The sequence below is a fragment of the Rhodoblastus acidophilus genome (genome assembly GCF_009720655.1).
Taxonomy (GTDB): domain Bacteria; phylum Pseudomonadota; class Alphaproteobacteria; order Rhizobiales; family Beijerinckiaceae; genus Rhodoblastus; species Rhodoblastus acidophilus_A.
This window is the reverse complement of the sequence record NZ_WNKS01000002.1, coordinates 85,977-104,761: the sequence shown is the minus strand read 5'-3', so window position 1 is coordinate 104,761 and position 18,785 is coordinate 85,977. Positions and strand designations below refer to the sequence as shown.

10 protein-coding genes are annotated in these 18,785 nt (G+C 66.0%); 2 read left to right on the top strand and 8 right to left on the bottom strand.

Features of this window, described 5'->3' with window-relative positions:
• Nucleotide 1 precedes the first annotated feature (1 nt).
• The 5 genes from GJ654_RS02855 to GJ654_RS02835 all read right to left on the bottom strand — a co-directional run bounded on the left by GJ654_RS02855 (nt 2) and on the right by GJ654_RS02835 (nt 10,893).
• Nucleotides 2-2,503, bottom strand: a complete 2,502-nt coding sequence (locus GJ654_RS02855; RefSeq protein ID WP_155444598.1) for a glycogen/starch/alpha-glucan phosphorylase — start codon at nt 2,501-2,503, stop codon at nt 2-4.
• A 109-nt stretch (nt 2,504-2,612) separates the two neighbouring features.
• Nucleotides 2,613-4,769: a penicillin-binding protein 1C gene (gene pbpC, locus GJ654_RS02850; RefSeq protein WP_155444597.1), complete on the bottom strand. Its 2,157-nt coding sequence runs from the start codon at nt 4,767-4,769 to the stop codon at nt 2,613-2,615.
• Nucleotides 4,770-4,848: 79 nt separating this feature from the next.
• Nucleotides 4,849-10,089, bottom strand: a complete 5,241-nt coding sequence (locus GJ654_RS02845; protein ID WP_155444596.1) for an alpha-2-macroglobulin family protein — start codon at nt 10,087-10,089, stop codon at nt 4,849-4,851.
• Between the two features lie 70 nt (nt 10,090-10,159).
• Nucleotides 10,160-10,690, bottom strand: a complete 531-nt coding sequence (locus GJ654_RS02840) for a sigma-70 family RNA polymerase sigma factor (RefSeq protein WP_155444595.1) — start codon at nt 10,688-10,690, stop codon at nt 10,160-10,162.
• Nucleotides 10,687-10,893 carry a NepR family anti-sigma factor gene (locus tag GJ654_RS02835; protein ID WP_155444594.1) on the bottom strand — a complete coding sequence of 69 codons (207 nt, stop codon included), beginning with the start codon at nt 10,891-10,893 and terminating at the stop codon, nt 10,687-10,689. Before GJ654_RS02835 ends, GJ654_RS02840 begins: the two co-directional genes overlap by 4 nt.
• A gap of 163 nt (nt 10,894-11,056) precedes the next feature.
• Here GJ654_RS02835 and GJ654_RS02830 point away from each other — a divergent pair, with 163 nt between their 5' ends.
• Complete coding sequence (locus tag GJ654_RS02830; RefSeq protein ID WP_155444593.1) at nt 11,057-11,854, top strand: response regulator; 798 nt, start codon at nt 11,057-11,059, stop codon at nt 11,852-11,854.
• A 138-nt stretch (nt 11,855-11,992) separates the two neighbouring features.
• Here GJ654_RS02830 and GJ654_RS02825 read toward each other — a convergent pair whose 3' ends face one another.
• Nucleotides 11,993-12,814: a universal stress protein gene (locus GJ654_RS02825; protein ID WP_155444592.1), complete on the bottom strand. Its 822-nt coding sequence runs from the start codon at nt 12,812-12,814 to the stop codon at nt 11,993-11,995.
• A gap of 4 nt (nt 12,815-12,818) precedes the next feature.
• Entirely contained in the window at nt 12,819-13,463 is a 645-nt protein-coding gene (locus GJ654_RS02820) for an MBL fold metallo-hydrolase (RefSeq protein WP_155444591.1), read from the bottom strand.
• Between the two features lie 277 nt (nt 13,464-13,740).
• On the opposite strand from GJ654_RS02820, the gene GJ654_RS02815 reads away from it, so the two are divergent.
• Nucleotides 13,741-15,009 carry a polyhydroxyalkanoate depolymerase gene (locus GJ654_RS02815; protein WP_155444590.1) on the top strand — a complete coding sequence of 423 codons (1,269 nt, stop codon included), beginning with the start codon at nt 13,741-13,743 and terminating at the stop codon, nt 15,007-15,009.
• 235 nt (nt 15,010-15,244) lie between these two features.
• Here the strand turns inward: GJ654_RS02815 and GJ654_RS02810 are convergent, their stop codons facing one another.
• The gene (locus GJ654_RS02810; protein ID WP_246664564.1) at nt 15,245-18,733 is read right to left on the bottom strand and encodes a PAS domain-containing hybrid sensor histidine kinase/response regulator; all 3,489 of its coding nucleotides are present in this window, start codon (nt 18,731-18,733) and stop codon (nt 15,245-15,247) included.
• Nucleotides 18,734-18,785: the final 52 nt, after the last annotated feature.

Genomic DNA, 18,785 nt, shown 5'->3' with positions numbered 1-18,785 from the left:
GTCAGGCCTTCGGCCTGTTCACCGGAACCTTCCAGATTTCTTCGGCATATTCCGCGATGGTGCGGTCCGAGGAGAACCAGCCGGTGCGCGCCGTGTTGAGAATGGCGGCGCGCTGCCAGGACTTGCGATCGCGCCAGCGCCGCGCCACGGCGTTCTGCGCGGCGCGATAGGCGACGAAGTCGGCGCACACCAGGAAATAATCGTGGTAGGTCAGGGAATCGACCAGCCCCTGGTAGCGGTGGCGGTCGTCGTGCGAGAAGGCGCCGCCGGCGATGCTTTCCAGCACCTCGCGCAATTCAGGCGAGGCCTCGATGATCTCGCGCATGTCGATGCCGCGCGCGCGGCGGGCGGCGACTTCGTCCGCCTTGAGACCGAAGATGAAAATGTTGTCGTCGCCGACGCGCTCCTTGATCTCGACATTGGCGCCGTCGAGCGTGCCGATGGTGAGCGCGCCATTGAGCGCCATCTTCATGTTGCCGGTGCCCGAGGCCTCCATGCCGGCGGTGGAAATTTGTTCAGAGAGGTCGGCGGCGGGAATGATCACCTCGGCCAGGCTGACATTGTAGTTCGGCAGGAACACCACTTTCAGCTGGTCGCGCACCGTCGGATCGTTGTTGACCACGCGCGCCACGTCATTGGCGAGTTTGATGATCAGCTTGGCCTGCTGGTAGCTCGCCGCCGCCTTGCCGGCGAAGATTTTTACGCGCGGCGCCACGTCGCGCATCGGTTGCGCGCGGATTTCGTTGTAGAGCGCGATCGTATCCAAAATGTTCAGCAGCTGGCGCTTGTATTCGTGGATGCGCTTGATCTGCACGTCGAACAGGGCGTTGGGATTCACCTTGATCAGCATGCGGTCGGCGATGATGCGGGCGAGATTTTCCTTGTTGGCCTGCTTGGCCGCCGCCCAGCGCGCCTGAAAGTTCAGGTCGTCGGCATAGGGTTCGAGCTTTTTCAGGACGGAGGGGTCGTCCAGAACCTCCTTGCCCAGCGTCTCCACCAGAAGTTTGGTCAGTTGCGGGTTGGCCTCGAACAGCCATCGCCGGAAAGTCACGCCATTGGTCTTGTTGCAGATGCGCTCGGGAAAAATGTCGTGGAGGTCGCGGAAAACCGTTTCCTTCACCAGTTCCGAATGCAGCGCCGACACGCCGTTGACCTTGTGCGATCCCAGGAACGCCAGCGGCCCCATGCGCACGTGGCGGCCGTGATGCTCGTCGATCAGCGACACCGCGGCGAGTTTTCGCGGATCGTCGACGCCCTTTTCGCGCAGCGCGTCGAGGTGCAGCGCGTTGATCAGATAGATGATCTGCATGTGGCGCGGCAGCAGCCGCTCCATCAGCGGCGCCGGCCAGGTTTCCAGCGCTTCCGGCAGGAGGGTGTGGTTGGTGTAGGAGAAGGTGGCGACCGTGATTTCCCAGGCGCGTTTCCATTCGACGCCGTGGACGTCGACCAGCAGGCGCATCAGTTCGGCGACGCCGATCGCCGGATGGGTGTCGTTGAGCTGGATGGCCGCCTTGTCCGAGAGGGTGTTGATGTCGCCGTTCTGCTCGAGATGGCGGCGCACCAGATCCTGCAACGAGGCGGCGGCGAAAAAATATTCCTGCCGCAGCCGCAATTCCTGGCCCGCGGGCGTGGAATCGCTGGGGTACAAAACTTTGGAGATGGATTCGGCGCGGACCTGATCGGACAGCGCGCCGACGTAATCGCCCTGGTTGAACTTGTCGAGGCGAATCGGGTCGGGCGCGCGCGCCGACCACAGACGCAGCGTGTTGACATGCTTGCCGCCCCAGCCGACCACCGGGGTGTCGAAGGCGACGGCCTCGACGATTTCCGCCGGGCGCCAGACCTGCGCCATCCCGTTGTTGCGCGCGACGCTTTCGACCGAGCCGCCGAAACCGATCTCGTAATGGACCTCCGGGCGCTGGAACTCCCAGGGGTTGCCGAATTCCAGCCAATCCTCGGGATATTCGTGCTGCCAGCCGTCGGCGATGGTCTGGCGGAACAGGCCGTGGTCGTAGCGGATGCCATAGCCGTGGGCGGCGATGCCGAGCGTCGCCATGCTTTCCATGAAACAGGCGGCGAGGCGGCCGAGGCCGCCATTGCCGAGCGCCGCGTCGGGCTCGATCTCGCGCAGCTTGTCGAGATCGACGTCGAGGCTCGCCAGCGCCGCGCGCATCGGCTCGACCAGGCCGAGATTGGTGAGCGAATCGATCAGCAGGCGGCCAATGAGGAATTCCAGCGAGAGATAGTAAACCCGGCGCCGGCTCTCGCGGTAATTGGCGCGCACGGTGATCATCCAATTGTCCACCATGCGGTCGCGCGTGGCGAGGGCCACGGCGATGAACCAGTCGCGCTCGCTGGCGGCGTTGCGGTCCTTGCCGACGGAATAGGCGAGTTTTTCGAGCACGGCCTCGCGCAGGGCGGAGGCGGCCGATTCATCATTGAAAGCCTCGTCCTCCGGGGCGTCGTTGGGACGGTCGGCGGCGGCTGCTATGGTTTCGGTCATGTGGCGTCCTGGCGGCGAAGGGGCGATTTGCGGCCATGGTACGACCCCGGCCGGCGGATTGCCAGCGCCGCGCGGTCATTTTGTCGGCGCGCTCAAGCCTTGTTTTTACTTACTCCAGCCTCACCAGCACGCTGTCGCTCGCGCCATTGGCGTCGATCACCGAGACGCGCGCGAAACCGGCGCCGTCCGGCGTCCAGCGGGCTTCGTGGCGGGCGGCGGCTTGCTGGATCGGCGCGCCGTTGACCGTCCAGGTGAAGGGCGGGGCGCCGCCCTGCGCCTTCAAGGTCAGGTCGCTCTTGTCCCGTCCTTGGCTCAGCCCGAGATCGATGCGCGCGCCTTCCGGCGGAAAGAAAATTTTCAGGGGATTGGCGTGAGTCGCGGCCATGGTTTTCGCGCCATGGCGCAAATGGCGCAGCGGCGGGGGCAGGTCGGCGCTGTTGCGGGCTTGCAAAACGTTTTCGGGACGGGGAACGGGCTCGTTGGCGCCGCCGAGCCTTGCAAAAGCGTCGAACAGGATCGGCGCGGCGACCTGCCGGCCGATGAGGCCGGGAACCGGGCCATTGTCGGCGCGACCGACCCAGACGCCAATGGTGTGGGCGCGATCGAACCCGATGGCGAGCGCGTCGCGGTAGCCGTAGGAGGTGCCGGTCTTGAAGGCGATGCGGCCGGCGGCGCCGTTGTCGGGCGGCGGGGCGCCGCGCAAAATGTCGGCGATCTGCCAGGCGCTTGCGGGCTCGGTAAGGCGACGGTTTTCCGCTTTTGGGGGATCGTCGAGATTTTCGATGAGATCGGGCGCGACGCCGTCGCGGGCGAAAGCGGCATAGGCGCGGGTCAGGTCGATCAGCCGTGCGCCGACGCCGCCGAGGCCGATGGCGAGGCCGACGTCGGAGTCTTTTGGAAGCTTGAGGTGCAGGCCGGCGCTGCGCAGGCGGGCGAGCAGGCGGGCCGGGCCGACGGCGTTGAGCAATTGCGCGGCGGGCAGGTTGAGCGAGAATTGCAGCGCTTTTCGCGCGGTGACCGTCCCGTGAAACGTGTCGTCGAAATTGACCGGGCGCCAGAGGCCGTAGCGCGCCGGGGAATCATCCAGAAGGGTTTCGGGATGGGCGAGGCCCTCGGCGAAGGCAGTGGCGTAGATGAAGGGTTTGAGCGTCGAGCCGGGTGAGCGCAGCGCGCGCGCCATGTCGAGGGCGCCGGCGCGGTCCTTGGAAAAATAATCGGCGCCGCCGACATGGGCGAGCACGTGGCCGTTGTGGTTGTCGATGACGATGATCGCGGTGGTGAGTTTGGGGCCGAGGCGCTCGCATTTGCGCCGGGCCAGCTCCTCCAGGCTTTTTTGCAGGCGCGCGTCATAGGCGAGACGAAGGACGCGGCGGTCCGGATGCGCTTTGACGAGCTGGTCGGTGACCTGGGCGGCGAGGTTGGGAAAATCTTTGCGCTTGAGCGGCGGCGGCTCCGCCTTGGCGCGTCGGGCGTCTTCCGCCGTGATGACGTGGGCGGCGAGCGCACGGTCGATCACGCGGTCGCGGGCGGCCTGGGCGCGGGCCGGGGCGTGGTCGGGGCGGCGGGCCTCCGGCGCCTGGGGCAGGGCGACCAGCAGCGCGGCCTCGCCCGTGCTCAGGCGGCGCGGCTCCTTGCCGAAATAGGCGAGGCTTGCCGCGCGCAGGCCCTCGACATTGCCGCCATAGGGGGCGAGCGCCAGATAGATTTCGAAAATCTGCTTTTTGGAGAAGCGCGCCTCCAGCTGTTTGGCGCGGTAGATTTGCTTGAGTTTGGCTGCAAGGGTGTGGGGGGCGCGGGGTTCGAGCAGGCGCGCGGCCTGCATGGTCAGGGTCGAGGCGCCGGAGAGCGCGCGGCCATGCGTGGCGTATTGCCAGAGCGCGCGGGCGAGGGCCCGGACATCGACGCCGGAATGGTTTTCGTAGCGCTTGTCTTCGTAAGCCTTGAGCAGGGTGAAGAATTTGGGATCGACTTCTTCCGCCTTGGCCGGCAGACGCCAGCGGCCATCCGGCGCGGCGAAGGCGCGCAGCAGAACGCCGTTACGGTCGAGGGCGAAGGTCGAGGCGGTTTGCAGGGCGGAGAGGTCGGGCGGACCCATGCGGCGCTGGAGTTCGTTGACGCTCCAGGGGATTGTGAGGCCGAGCACGAGGACGGCTGCTGCTGCTTTGAGGTAGCGCGGGTCGCGCGTCGAACAGCCGTGGACCGCCCCCGCCCTTCGAGACGGCTCCTGCGGAGCCTCCTCAGGGTGAGGGCTACTGGTTGGTTCCATCACTCAGCCTATGAGTAGACCTCATGGTGAGGAGGACGCCGTAGGCGTCCGTCTCGAACCACGAGGCGGTCCACGTCTCTCACTTCTTCGCGCCTTCGACCACCACCTCGCCAAACCCGGTGCGGCCGAAGCGCTCGGGACGATACATGTCCTCGATCAGCGCCGGGGGCTGCACGTAGCGGCCGGGGCTCACCGCGCGGACGATATAGGCCACGGTGAACGTGGCCTTTTCCGCGCCCGAGCGCTCGAACGAGGCGACGAGACGGTCGTCCTTATACTCGGTGTGGCTCGGCTCGACATCCGCCTTGACCCAATTCAAACCCTCGGTCGAGCCGCCGTCGTAGAGCGCGGGATTGTCGATCTCCAGGCCCGCGGGCAGGCGGTCTTCAAGCACGAGGCGGGCGAAGGCGGCTTCCGTCTCCACCACTTTGACTGTCGCCACCAGACGCTCGTTCTGGGCGATGTGCTGGGGATCGGCGGGCGAGCCGTCCATGTGGAACAGGCCTCGCTCCAGCGCATAGCCGCGACTTTCCGCCGGCTCCGGCGTCGTCGGGCGTCCGGAAATGTCGATGCCGATGCGCAGCGGCTTGTCGTTGGCGTTGGTGATGGTCACGGGTTTTTTCGACAAAACCGCGTCCTCGTAGCGGGCGCTGAACGGGCCTTGCGTGGCCGCGCCGTCCACGGTGATTTTCAGATTCTGCGCCTGCGCCGCCGTCGCCTGCGCCGCCAGCACCAGCCAGCTTTGCTCCTGGGTCGAGCCCTCATGCAGTTTGACGCTCTCGCCATCGACGAATTTGGCCGCCTTGATCAACACCGATTGGTCGGCGGCGCCTTCCGCGCCCAGCGCCAACAGGCCCGCGCCGTCGCGCAGCGATGAGCCGAAGTCTGGGCGCGAGTAGGTGGAGGACTTGGCGTTGTTCAGGGTTTCCGCAGCGGCGAGGAAGACGCGCGACGCCCGCGCCTTGTCGCCGAGCAGGGCGGCGGCGCCGGCGAGCTGCGCCCGCGCCAGCGGTGTGACGAAAACATCGAGTTTCGCGTCGGTGAGATAGCGCAGATCGCCGCTGATCGGGCGGCCGTTGCGCGCCAGGACATAGATCGCATAGGCGAGCGGGGCGCTCTTGTCGGCGTCGACCTCCGTGGTGTTGACGACATAGTTGCGCAGGCGATCCAGCGCGAGGTCCATGGCCTTTTGCGGGACCTCATAGGAATTTTCGCGCGCGCGGGTCAAGAAATCGCTGACATAGGCGTTGAGCCAGATGTCCTCGGGGCCGCTCGCCGACCACAGGCCGAACGAGCCGGAGGAATCCTGCCGCGCCAGCAGGGTTTTGATCGCCGCGTTGACGCGGGTGGGAATGTCCTCCGAGAAGGCGTAGTGGCGGGCTTGCGTGAGCTTGTTGACATAGAGCAGCGGCAAAGCGCGGCTCACCGTCTGCTCGGAACAGGAATAGGGATAGACGTCGAGCCGGTGCAGCAGGGCGGCCGCGTCTATGCCGGCGAGCGGGGAGACGCTCACCGCCACCGCGCCCGTGCCGGGCAAAAAGTCGGCGAGCAGGGCGTTGGTGATGGTCAGGCTCTCGCCCGGCGCGATTTCGCGGATGTCGCGCCGCACCACGGGAGAGGTTCCCGGCTCCACTTGCAGCGGCAGGGTTTGCGTGACGGAAAAATTCGGGCCGGCAAGCGACACCTGCACGGAGCCCGCGCCGATCTTTTCCGCGCGCAGCGGAATGTCGAGCGTGGTCGCCGCCTTGGCCGCGAGTTTGAGCGTGCGATGCAGATCGCCGGCGACGCCGCCTTGCGGCTGCACGTCGATGCGATAGTCGCCGGCCGCGCCCTCGACATTGTCGATGCGCAGGTTGAGCCGCGACTGGTCGTTCAGCGCCAGGAAGCGGGGCAGGCTGGCTTGCACCACCACGGGATCGCGCACGATCACGTCGGCGGAGGCCGAACCCGCCGCCTTCTTCGTCCAGGCGACGGCGGTGAGCCGCACCGTGCCGTTGAAGGCGGGCATGTCGAACGAAACCTGCGCCTTGCCGTCCGGCCCGACTTTTATCAGGCCGGAATAGAGGGCGAGCGGCTCCTGGGTCGGTTTTTCCACGCCCGCCTCGGGGCCGCCGGAATCGCCGCCGCTGCGGATCGCGCCGCGCGTTCCCTGAAGACCGTCGATGAGGAGGCCGTAGAGGTCGCGCACCTCCGCCGTCAGTAGCTTTTGGCCGTAGAAATAGCTGCGCGGGTCGGGGGTCTGGTAGCGCGTGAGATTCAAGATGCCGAGATCAACGGCGGAGACCGTGACATAGGCCTCATCGCCTGCTGACAGGCCGCTGATGACCAGCGGGACGGTCAGTTTTTCGCGTGGGCTGGCCTTGGGCGGCGCCTTGATCGCCACGTCGAGCTTGTGCGCCGGCGCGTCAATGGCGAACCAGGCGACACCGATGGCGCGGCCGGGATTGCGCTGCGCCGCCTTGTCGAGCGGGCGATGGGCCAGCGCCACCGCATAGGCCCCGGCGCCCCAGTCGGCGCCAACCGGCAATTTGATTTCGTTCTCGCCTTTTTTCAGGTCGGCCAGCACCGTGGCGTGGGTCTTGTCGCCGATAATGGCGAGGGTCGCCTTGCTGTCGGCGCGCGCGGTGATTTTCGCCGTCAGCGTTTCGCCGCTCGCATAGGCGGATTTGTCGAGCGTGAGGTCGAGAAGGTCGGGCGTCGGGGCCTTGGCCTCGCTCGACCAGCCGGAGTCGAAGCTGACGGAGGTCTGTGCGTCCTTGGGGTCATCGCCGCGCAGGTCGAGCCGATAGCGGCCGAGACCGACCATGGCGGCGATTTTCGCCGGCTGGTCCTTCGCCAGATCGACAAGGCCCGATGCGATTTTTGACGTGGAGTTGATCTGTTCAAAGGTCCAGCGGCCATCCTGCTTGTACCACTGATAATCGTTGTTCACGCGGTACAGCGTCCACTGCACGTTCTTCTGCGCCTTGCGTTTTCCGTCGGGGCCGATGGCGATGACGTCAAATGTCGCCTGGGCGCCTTCGCTGAGCGTGCCAAAGGTTTTTTTCACACCGATCAAGCTGGTGTTCGGCAGCAGCGGCACAAAAACCTGACGCTCGATGGCGCGGCCGCCGGTTTCGCCGGCGCGCAGGGTGATCTTGGCTTCGAGCGGCCGGGTCGCCTGGGCTTCCGGCAGGGCGATTTCGACGCTGGCCTTGCCCTCGTCGTCCGTTTCGGCGTCGGTCTCGATGTCGTTCTTGATGTTGGAAAATTCTTCGTCGGTCGTTCCCGCCTCATAACCGGCGAGGGCGGGCAGGCCGTGGTCCCTAGCCTGGCTGATTTCGACCTCGCCGGAAATGTTCAGGCCGGCGCCGGGCGCGCCGTAGAGATAGCGCAGGGTCGCGTCGACAGTGATGGTTTCGCCCGGCTTGGCGTTGGCGGCTTTCGCCGCGAGCGTCATGTCCATGCGCTCGGGGATATAATCTTCCACCAGGAACGAGGTTTCGCCCAGCGCCGGGCTTTTGGGGTCAACAAAGGCCTCCACCGTCCAGCCGCCCGAATTGGCGGTGGCCGGCAGTTTGAACGACAGGCTGCGCCCGCCGAGGCCCTGATCGGTGGTGGTGGTGCGCAAAAATTCGACGCCGTCGGGGCGCTTGACCACCAGGGTCACCGGCGTCTGGGCGACGGCGGTCCCTTGGGCGTCGCGCAACAGGGCGGTGAGGAAAACCGTTTCGTTGGAGCGATAGACCCCGCGCTCGGCATAGACAAAGGCGTCGAGTTTCGCCGGGGCGGCGCGGCCCTTCACGCCGCGGTCGGCGAGGTCGAAGGCGCTTTGTTGCAGATCCAAAAAGTTGGCGTCGGCCTTGCCGTCATTCGCCACGATCAGGCCGGGGGCGAGCCCGCCTTCGCCGCGCGACAGGCCGGGGTCGAAGCGCGCCGCCCCCTGCGCGTCGGTTTTCGCCGTCGCCAGCACCTCATTGTTTTTGGCCAGCAGGCGCACCTCCACGCCCGGTTTCGGCGCGGCGTCGGCGAGTGAGCGCACCAGCACCGTGACGCCGTCGGGCGCGCTCAGCGCGGTGAGGCCGAGGTCGGAGACCACAAACCATTGCGTCGCCCGCGTGTCGTAGCTTTCGTCGCCGCCGAGATCGTCGGCGGCCCGCGCGCTCATCACATAGACGCCCGGCTGCGGCGTTCCCAACGCCTCCATCACCGGGAAGTCGGTGACCACATCCTTGTTCAACTCGGACTTGGCTTCGAGCGTCCCGCTCCAGATTTTCGTTCCATCGGCATTGCCGAGCTGTTGCAGCCGGTAACTGCTGAGTTGGCTTAAAAAATCCTCGGAGCGGATGGTCGGCAACAGGTTGCGGTCGCCGACTCTAAATATGTCGACGTTGATTTTTTGGGTGTTGACCGAGACGATCGGCAGGCCCTCGGGGCCGACGCGCGGCAGCACGTAATTGCGGCCGGTGAAGCGCGCGCTGGGGCTGCGGTCGCGGATGTAGAGATCGTAATTTTGCGGGTGGAGCAGGTCCTCGCCGACCTGCGAGGGCAGGCCGGCGCGCAGGGTCACGGCGTAATGCTCGCCATGCCTCAGGTTTTCCACGCAAAGCTGCTGGCTGTCCTGCGAAATGGCCGGAGAGGTCTGGCCGGCGACGGTGATGAACGGGGTGAAATCGGTGCGGGTCCTCAAAAGGTCTTCGGAAAATTGGAAGCAGGCGCGCGGATTGGCCGATTCGTTGTCGATTGTGTATTTGAGAACGCGAAAACCGTGCTTCTCGCGCATGTCTTCGTAGAGCTTGCGCCGTTCGGGGTCGTCATGCGCCTTGAGGGCGAGCGCGTTGACGTTCAGCGCGTCGCGCCAGGACTCGCGCGACGCATAGACCTGGCCGATCAGGGCGAGGGCGTTGGCCTCGTCGGCGCCGTTTTTGGCTTTCTGGTAGGCCAGCCAGGCCGCCGCCTGGGCCAGATCCTTCTGCGTGCTTTCGTCGAGGTCTTTTCGCGAGGCGGCCGACAACTCCGCGCGCCCGAGCGTCAGCCAGAGGGACGAATCGTCGGGGGTGGCGGCGGCCAGGGCTTCGAGCAGCGTGATCTGGCGCGGCAGGTCGTTGCGCAGCGCGGCTTCGGTGAACTGGCGGCGCAGTTCGGCGGGGGGTGCGCCGGCGCGCAGCGCCTTGGTGTCGTCCTGCGCCTTTTGCGCGAGCTGGTCGCCCTGCGAGGCGAGGTCGTCGTTCACGTAAATTTTTGCCGGCGGCGTTTTTGGCGCTTTTGGCGGCGCGGCCAGGGCTGAACTGACGGCGAGGATTAAAACGGCGGCAAGGCGAAGGCTGAAAATCGGGCGCATGGACGCTCCCTTTCAGGAAAAGCGGACCATTATTTCCCTCAGCCGGCCCATGGGCAAGCGAATCCTGCGTTCACGCTTTCGAGACATCGGGGGCGGATTCGTCCTCGTCTTGCAGCGCCAGCCGCTCGATCAGGCGGCGCCGGGCGCGGTTGACGCGGCTTTTGATGGTGCCGACCGCGACGCCGCAGATTTCCGCGGCCTCCTCGTAGGAAAAGCCCGAGGCGCCGATCAGGACCAGGGCTTCGCGCTGGTCGGCGGGCAGCAGGTCCAACTCGGCCTTGAAATCGGTGAAATCGAGATGCGACATCTGGTCGGGCATGGCGACCAGCCGCGCCGCCGCCTCGCCGTCGACATCCTGCACTTCGCGCCGCGCCTTGCGGTACTGGCTGAAGAATGTGTTGCGCATGATGGTGAACAGCCAGGCGCGCATGTTGGCGCCATAGGTGAACGAATCGGCGTTGGCCCAGGCCTTGACCAGCGTGTCCTGGACCAGATCGTCGGCGCGGTCGGATATGCCCGCCAAGGACAGGGCGAAGGCGCGCAATGACGGAATTTCCGACAGAAGCTGCTCTTTCAGTCCGTGCGCCTTGCTGTTGTTCATGCAGGGTCGGCCTTGTCCTCGGCCAGGTTTCCGACGCTTTCCAGCTCGCCGTTTTCAAGCTGGTCCAACAGCAGCTTGAAGCGGTCCGGCACCGGCTCGCGAACGGCGGAATCGTAGAATTCCCGAAGCTTGCGGCCGATATGAGCCTGCAACAGCGGCTCCAAGCCGATTTCCGCGCGGTTGTCTTTGCTGTCGTCCGTCATGGGCCAAATGTCGGTTTGCGACCTGTGCGTCGCGAGTGGCTTTTGTGCAGAACGCGCCCGGGGCGAATTCGTTCCGGGGCGCGCGCTGGCGGGGTGATGCAGTCTAACCTATATCTCGCTGCCTGTATTGGTGTATTGTCTTTCCGGAGGCAGAGGACTCGGAATGTCGGCGGCCAAGGTTATTGTCGAGCAAATGCCTCACTTGCGGCGCTATGCGCGCGCTATGAGCGGTTCGCAGGCGGCGGGGGACGCGGCCGTCGAAGCCATGCTGAAACAGCTGCTGGCCTCGCCCGGACTGTTCAATCCGGAGGCGGACGGGCGCGAGGAGTGCTTCCGGCTGTTCTCGCTGTTTTGGAACGCGCGCATGCCGCAGTCGGTCGCCAGCGAACCGGCTTCGGCCGCGCCCGACCGCCGCATCGAGGCGCTGGCGCCGGTGGCGCGACAGGTTTTCCTGCTGACGGCGGTCGAGGAGTTCACGCCGGGCCAGGCGGCGCGCATTCTCGATGTCCCCAAGGACAAGATCGCCGCCCTGATCGCGGAGGTCGGCCGCGCGCTGACCGCGCAGGTGGCGTCGAAGGTGGCGATCATCGAGGACGAGCCGATGATCGCCATGGACCTCGAATCGATTGTCTCCAGCCTCGGCCATCAGGTGGTCGGGCCGGCCCGCACCCACAGCGAGGCGGTGGCGCTGGCGCAGGCCGAGCATCCGGGGCTGGTTCTGGCCGACGTCCGACTCGCCGACGGCAGTTCGGGGCTGGAGGCGGTGAACGAAATTCTGGAGAGCTGCGCCACGCCGGTGATTTTCATCACCGCATTTCCGGAAAGCCTGCTCACCGGCGAGCGGCCCGAGCCCACCTTCCTGATTTCAAAACCGTTTCGCGCGGAGACGGTGAAGGCTCTGGTCAGTCAGGCCTTGTTCTTCGACGAGCAGGCGCGGCCAGCGCAGCGGCGGACGGCGTAAGCCCCCCTCATCCGGGGTACCCCTCATCCGGCGCGCTTTGCGCGCCACCTTCTCCCGCAAGGGGAGAAGGAAGGCGCGCCCGAGATACGGGACAACCTTCCGGCGCACAAGGCGGAGCGTTTATTTCGCCGCGTCGCCTTAGTGTGAGAACAGCACTGGCAGGGTCATGTGCTTGAGCAGATAGCGCGAGCCGCTGCCGCGTGCGAAAAGCGGGTAACGAAAACCGCCGAAAGCGCCCATCACCAGCAGGTCCGCGCCATGGTCGGCGGCGCGGTTGAGCAGCGCGTCCATCAGGCCGATCTCGCCCAGAACGATCTGCTCGGTCTTCGCCTGCAGCCCATGGGCGTCGAGGTGGGCGGCCGCGAGCGCCAGCGATTGCCTGCGATAGGCCATCGCCTGCTCGTCGCCGGCCTTGGACAGGCTGACGATCAGCGATTCCGTCTTTTCGACGACCATCGGGATGGCGTCGGCGAAGGCGCGGGCGCAGCAGCGCGAATCCGACCAGGCGAACACCGCCCGCGCGCCAACGCTGTCAAAGCCCCCGGCATAGGGGACGATCAGAACCGGCCGGCCGGATTGCACGATGATCTGTTCGAGCAGGTCGGGCGGGATCAGCGAATTGTCGGGCATGCGCTGCCCGAGCACGACAAGGTCGAAATGCCTGGAATAGTCGACGAATTGCGGCGTCAGATCCTCTTCCGCGCCGCGATTGAGGTCCTGGTAATGCGCGTCGACGCCCTCGGTCGCCCTGGCGAATGTGGCGCGGGCGATTTCCGCGGCCTCCCGGTACGCCTTCGGCGGCCATTCCGCGGCGACGCCGACCCGGTGAGGCTCCGCGATCTGCGAGAACAGGCCGGTCAGGCGCGCGCCCGTGCGCCGCGCCAGTTCGACCGTGAGCTTGAGCCGGGCCTCGCAGCGCGGGCTGGCGGTGAGATGGATGAGGATCGAGCGCAAAGCCATGGGATCAAACCAATTCTTGCAGGAAGGGATTATGGCGGCGTTCCTCGCCGATGGCGCCCATCGGCCCATGGCCGGGAATGAAGGCCATGGAATCGTCGAGCGTCAGGATTTGCGCGGCGATCGAGCGCAGGAACAGCGCATGATCGCCGCCGGGCAGATCGGTGCGGCCGATCGAGCCCTGGAACAGCACGTCGCCGACGACGCAAAAATTCATCGGCGTGTTGATGAACAGCACGCTTCCCGGCGTGTGGCCGGGGCAATGGCGGACGTCGAAGCTGGCGTCGCCAAAAGTCACCACGTCACCCTGCGCAAGCCAGCGGTCGGGCGTCACATTGCGGCAGGGGAAGCCGAACATGGCGGCGGCCGTCTCCTGATTGTCGAGCAGGAACTTGTCGCCGAGATGCGGCCCCTCGATCGGCGTGCCGAGCTTGTCGCGCAAGTCGGCCGCGCCTCCGGCATGATCGGCGTGGCCGTGGGTGAGGAGAATTTTTTCCACCTGCGCGCCCGTCTGCGCGATGGCGCGCAGGATCAGCGGCACGTCGCCGCCGGGATCGACCACCGCGGCCTTGTTGCTGTTCTCGCAAATCAGCAGGGAGCAGTTTTGCTGGAATGGCGTCACGGGAATGATGGCGACCTTGATTTGCGTCATGAACTCCCCCGCGCCGACTGTCCCATTGCGATCATAGTCGCGCTTCGGGGCGACGCAATGCCGACGGCCTGTAATTCTCCCCCTGCCGATGTGGCAAAATTGACGGCATTTGGGGAAAACGCCCTTGCTGCTGCTTTTGTCTCACGGAAAGGGCGTGGACGCCGGGACTTTTTATTCATAAGTTCTTGAATTCGGCCCGGCGTTAACAAAAAAATCATGTCCGCCGGCGGGGGGAATGGCCAAGGTCCGAGACAGGCCCGCATGTCGGAGCGTGAAGATGAATCGTTTTGCCTATCAGTTCTATGAAATGGCGCAGTTGGCCATGGCGCCGGCGCGAGCCATTTCAGACCTCACCCGCTTGACCTTCAAGAATCCGGTCAACCCCCTGGCTTATACGCCGATGGGCCGCAACATCGCGGCCTCCGCCGAATTGTTCGAGCGCGTCACCCGCCGCTATGGCAAGCCGGCCTTCGGCATCGACAGCGTCTTCGTCAATGGCGAGGAGGTCGCCGTGGGCGAGGAGGTCGTGCTGGTCAAGCCGTTCTGCCACCTGCTGCATTTCACCAGGGACTTGCCCGCCGGTTCGGCGCCGCAATCGCGGCTGCTGATCGTCGCGCCCATGTCGGGCCATTACGCCACGCTGTTGCGCGGCACGGTCGAGCAATTTTTGCAGACGCACGACGTCTACATCACCGATTGGGTGGACGCGCGCATCGTGCCGCTGAGCCTGGGAAAATTCGACCTCGACGACTACATCGATTACGTCGCCGAGATCTGCGAATATCTCAGCACGGCGGAGGAAACGCCGTTCCATGTGCTGGCGGTGTGCCAGCCGTCGGTGCCGGTGCTGGCGGCAGTCGCGCGGATGGAGGCGGAGGACAGCCCGCATGTGCCGGCGTCGATGACGCTGAAGGGCGGGCCGATCGACACGCGGCGCAGCCCGACGGCGGTGAACAAGCTCGCTGAAAAGCGCGGCCCCGCCTGGTTCCGGCGCAATTGCATCCATGTGCTGCCCTTCCCCTATCCGGGCGTGGGCCGCTCGGTCTATCCGGGTTTCATGCAACTCTCCGGCTTCATGGCGATGAATTTTGATCGCCACGTCAACGCCCATTTGGAGATGTTCAATCATCTGGTCGAAGGCGACGGCGATTCGGCGGAAAAACATCGCGAGTTCTATGACGAATATTTGGCCGTGATGGACCTGACCGCCGAATTCTACCTGCAAACCATCGACACCGTGTTCGTGCATCACGCCCTGCCCAAGGGCGAGATGATGCACAAGGGCGAAAAGGTCGATCTGGCGGCGATCCGCCGCGTCGGGCTGCTGACCGTCGAGGGCGAGAAGGACGATATTTCGGGCGTGGGTCAGACCCAGGCCGCGCAGGACCTGTGCTCCAGCATCCCCGAAGCGATCCGGCATCACCATTTGCAGCAGGATGTCGGCCATTACGGCGTGTTCAACGGCTCGCGCTTCCGCAAGCATATCGCCCCGAAAGTGTGCGCCTTCCACAAGGCCGTGGAAGAGGCGAAGCTGTTTCCGGCTTGATCCTTCGGGATCAGGCTGGGGCGCTTAGCTCAATTTCGGCGAGACAAATATTGGCGCTGTCCTGAGGGCGTCGAGGCTCTAGATTCTTGTTTTGACGCATTTTCTTCACGCGAACCGGCATCCGCTTCGCTTGAAAATGCTTTAACGCCCCGGCCCCTCACCTTAACCCTCTCCCCGCAAGCGGGGAGAGGGGACGCGGCCCCGGCCGCGTCCGCCGAAAAAACCCGGCGCGATCTCAAGACTCCGCCCTGGCGCGTCCGCGCCATTGCGCCAGCAAGGCCCGCAGCGCCGCTGGCTTCAGCGGCTTGTTGAGCACCACAATGTCCTTGCCGTCGGCGCGCGCGCGCATGTCTTCGGAACGGTCCGCCGTGATCAGCGCGGCCGGCAGTTGCGGTCCGAATTTCCAGCGCAGCGCCACAATGGCGTCGACGCCGTCGCCTTCGTCGAGATGGTAATCGGCGAAAACCGCGTCGGGCGTGAAGCGCAGCCGCGCCAGCTGCGCGATGGCGTCGCGCTGGCTGCCGGCGGCCACCACCTTGCAGCCCCAGCCGGACAGAAGGGTTTTCATGCCATCGACAATCTGCGGATCGTTGTCGACGGCCACCACCACCATGCCGGCCAATGGCCCCGTTCCCGTCGGCGCCGGCGCGGGATCGGCTGCGCCCGCCGCCGGGCGCGGCGGCGCCTGGGCGCGAATGGCGGTGACGGAAAACACCGAGCCTTTTCCAGGGCGCGAGCGCAACCCGACCTTGTGGCCGAGCACGCGCGCCAGACGCTCGACAATGGACAGGCCGAGGCCGAGGCCGGGCGCCACGCCCGCGCCGGCGTCGAGCCGCTGGAATTCTTGGAAGACGGCCTTTTGCTTGTCCGGGGGGATGCCGATGCCGGTGTCCCAGACCTCGATCCGCAACCGGCCGCGCACGCGCCGCGCGCCGACCAGAACGCGGCCTTTTTTCGTATATTTCAGCGCGTTGGAGATGAGATTCTGCAACAGCCGGCGCAGCAGCTTCTTGTCCGAGCGCACAGCCAGCGAACAAGGCGCGAACACCAGCTCCAGCTCCCTCTTGCGGGCGAGTGGCGCGAATTCGATCCTGAGCTGGCGAAACAGGTCTTCGACCGGCACGTTGGCGGGCTCGACCCTCATGGCGCCGGCGTCGAGCCGCGACATTTCCAGCAGCGCCGAAAAAATGTCCTCGACCGCTTCAAGAGAGGCGTCGACGTTTTGGGCGAGGCCGGCGATTTCCTCGGACGGCGCCCCGGCTTCGGCGCGCTGCTGCATGGCGGCGGCGTAGAGCCGCGCGGCGTTCAGCGGCTGCAGGATGTCGTGGCCGGCGGCCGCGAGGAAGCGGGTTTTCGAGATATTGGCCTGCTCGGCCTCGGCCTTGGCGCGGCCCAGTTCGTCGTTCACCCGGGTGAGCTGCTCGGTGCGTTCGCGCACGCGCCGCTCCAGCGTTTCGTTGGCCGCTTCGAGCGCCTGTTCGGCCTGCTGCTGCGCGGTGACGTCGGTATAGGTGACGACGAGGCCGCCGTCGGGCATGCGCGCGCCGCGCGTCTCGATCACCCGGCCCGTCGAGGCCAGGGCGACGCGGAACGGTTCGGCGGCCGTGAGCCGCTCCAGCCGCGTCGCCACCTGCTCGTCGATGGGACCCGGTCCGTACAGGCCGCGCTCGGCGTTGCTGCGCAGGATATCGTCCAGCGCCACGCCGAAATGGGTCAGATCCGGCGAAAGCTCGAACATTTCGCGGAATTCGCGATTCCAGCAGGTCAGCCGCAGGTCGGCGTCGAACACCGAAATGCCCTGCCGCGCGAAATCCAGGGCATATTGCAGCATGTCCCTGTTGTTGAGCAGAGCGGCGGAGGCCTCGTCCACCAACCGCAGCGCGGCGGAGCTGGAGAGATTCCGCCGGCGTAGCAGCAGCGACAGGACCAAACGCGACGAGGCCGCGCCGATGGCCGAGGCCAAAAGGTGTTCGGCGATGCGCAGCAGGTGGATGTCGGCTTCCCGTTCGGGATCGTAGCTCTGTCCGCGCGTGGCGAAATAGCTCACAAAAGCCTCGCGGGTGCGTTCCTCGCCGAGGTAGCGGGCGACAGCCGTCTCGACCTCGGAGGCGGGCACCGACGAGCGCCACAGCCGGAACGCCTGCGCCATGGGCGCGTTGGTCGCGCCAACAAAAATGTCGGCCTGGAGCCGTTCGATGGGACGAGGCCGGCGCGCCAGCGAAAACACCACATAGGCGAGCGCATTGCCGGCGAGGCTCCACAGCGCGCCATGGGCGAGCGTGGACAATTGCAGGTGATAAAGCTCCGCCGAGGGGGCGAAGGCCGCGTCGAGCGAGGGGGCCAGCAGCGCATAGGCCCAGATCGCCACGCCGGTGATCAGCCCGGCGATGGCGCCGAGCGCCGTGCCGCGCCGCCAGAACAGGGCGCCGACAAAGGCGGGGCCAAGCTGCGCGACGCAGGCGAAGGACAGCACGCCGAGCGAGGCCAGCAGCACCTCGCCGGCGGCGCGATAATAGAAATAGGAAATCGCGAGAATGAGCACGATCGCCAGCCGACGCGCCAGCAGCAGGCGGGCGCCGGTGTCGCCGCCGTTCAGCGACGCGCGCCGGCGCGCCAGGCGCAGCATCACCGGCAGCACGAGATCGTTGGTCACCATGACCGACAGGGCGACGGATTCGACCACGACCATGGCGGTCGCCGCGGACAGGCCGCCGATCATGGCGAGGAGGGTGACAAAACCCTGGCCCGCCGAGATCGGCAGCGCGATCACCGAGAGATCGCGGTTGAAGGCGTTGGGAAAGGTGAGCAGGCCGGCGATGGCCAGCGGCACCACGAACAGGTTGATGGCGACGAGATAGAGCGGGAAGACGAAGGCGGCGGTGCGGATGTCGTCCTCGTCGTGGTTCTCGACGATGGCGACATGGAATTGGCGCGGCAGGAACAGCATGGCGCCGCCGGACAACAGCGTGAGCGTCGCCCACACCCAGGGGTCGGGCGGCGCGGAGATCACGTCGTGAATTTTTGGGTCGGTCCCGGCGCGGCGGAACAGGTCGCCAATGCCGTCATACATGCCCCAGACGACGAAGGCGCCGACCGCCAGGAAAGCGAGCAGTTTGACCGTGGATTCCGCGGCGATGGTCAGCATCAGGCCGCTCTGGCGCTCGCCCACCGCGATCCGCCGCGTGCCGAAGGCCATGGCGAACAGGGCGAGCAAAACAACGCTTCCGGCCGACAGCGGGTCGACGAGTGCGGCGGACGGCTGGGCGAAGGGTTCCGATTGGCCAAGGCCGATGGCGAGCGTGGTGGCGATGGCGCGGATTTGCAACGCGATGTAAGGGGTGACGCCGAGAACGGAAATGGCGGCGGTGACGGCGGCCACCGCCTGCGACTTGCCATAGCGCGCCGCGAGGAAGTCGGCGATGGAGGTGGTGTTCTGGGCGGTGGCGAGGCGCGCCACCCGCGCCACCAGCGGCCAGCCGAAGCCGAACATCAGCATCGGGCCGATGTAGATTGGCAGGAAATCCAGGCCGTTGGAGGAGGCGACGCCGACCGAACCGAAAAACGTCCACGATGTGCAGTAGACGCCGAGGCCGAGCGCATAAATGGTTTTGCGCCAGGGATCGCGCGCCAGCGTCGCGCTCTTGCGGTCGCCGTAGATCGCGAGGGCGAGCAGTCCCAGCAGATAGAGCGCGATGACGATCGCGCCGATCATCCGGTCAGGCATGGCGCGGCGCCGGGCGTTTTACGGGCGGGTTCTGGCGCAGAACGGCCTCCTC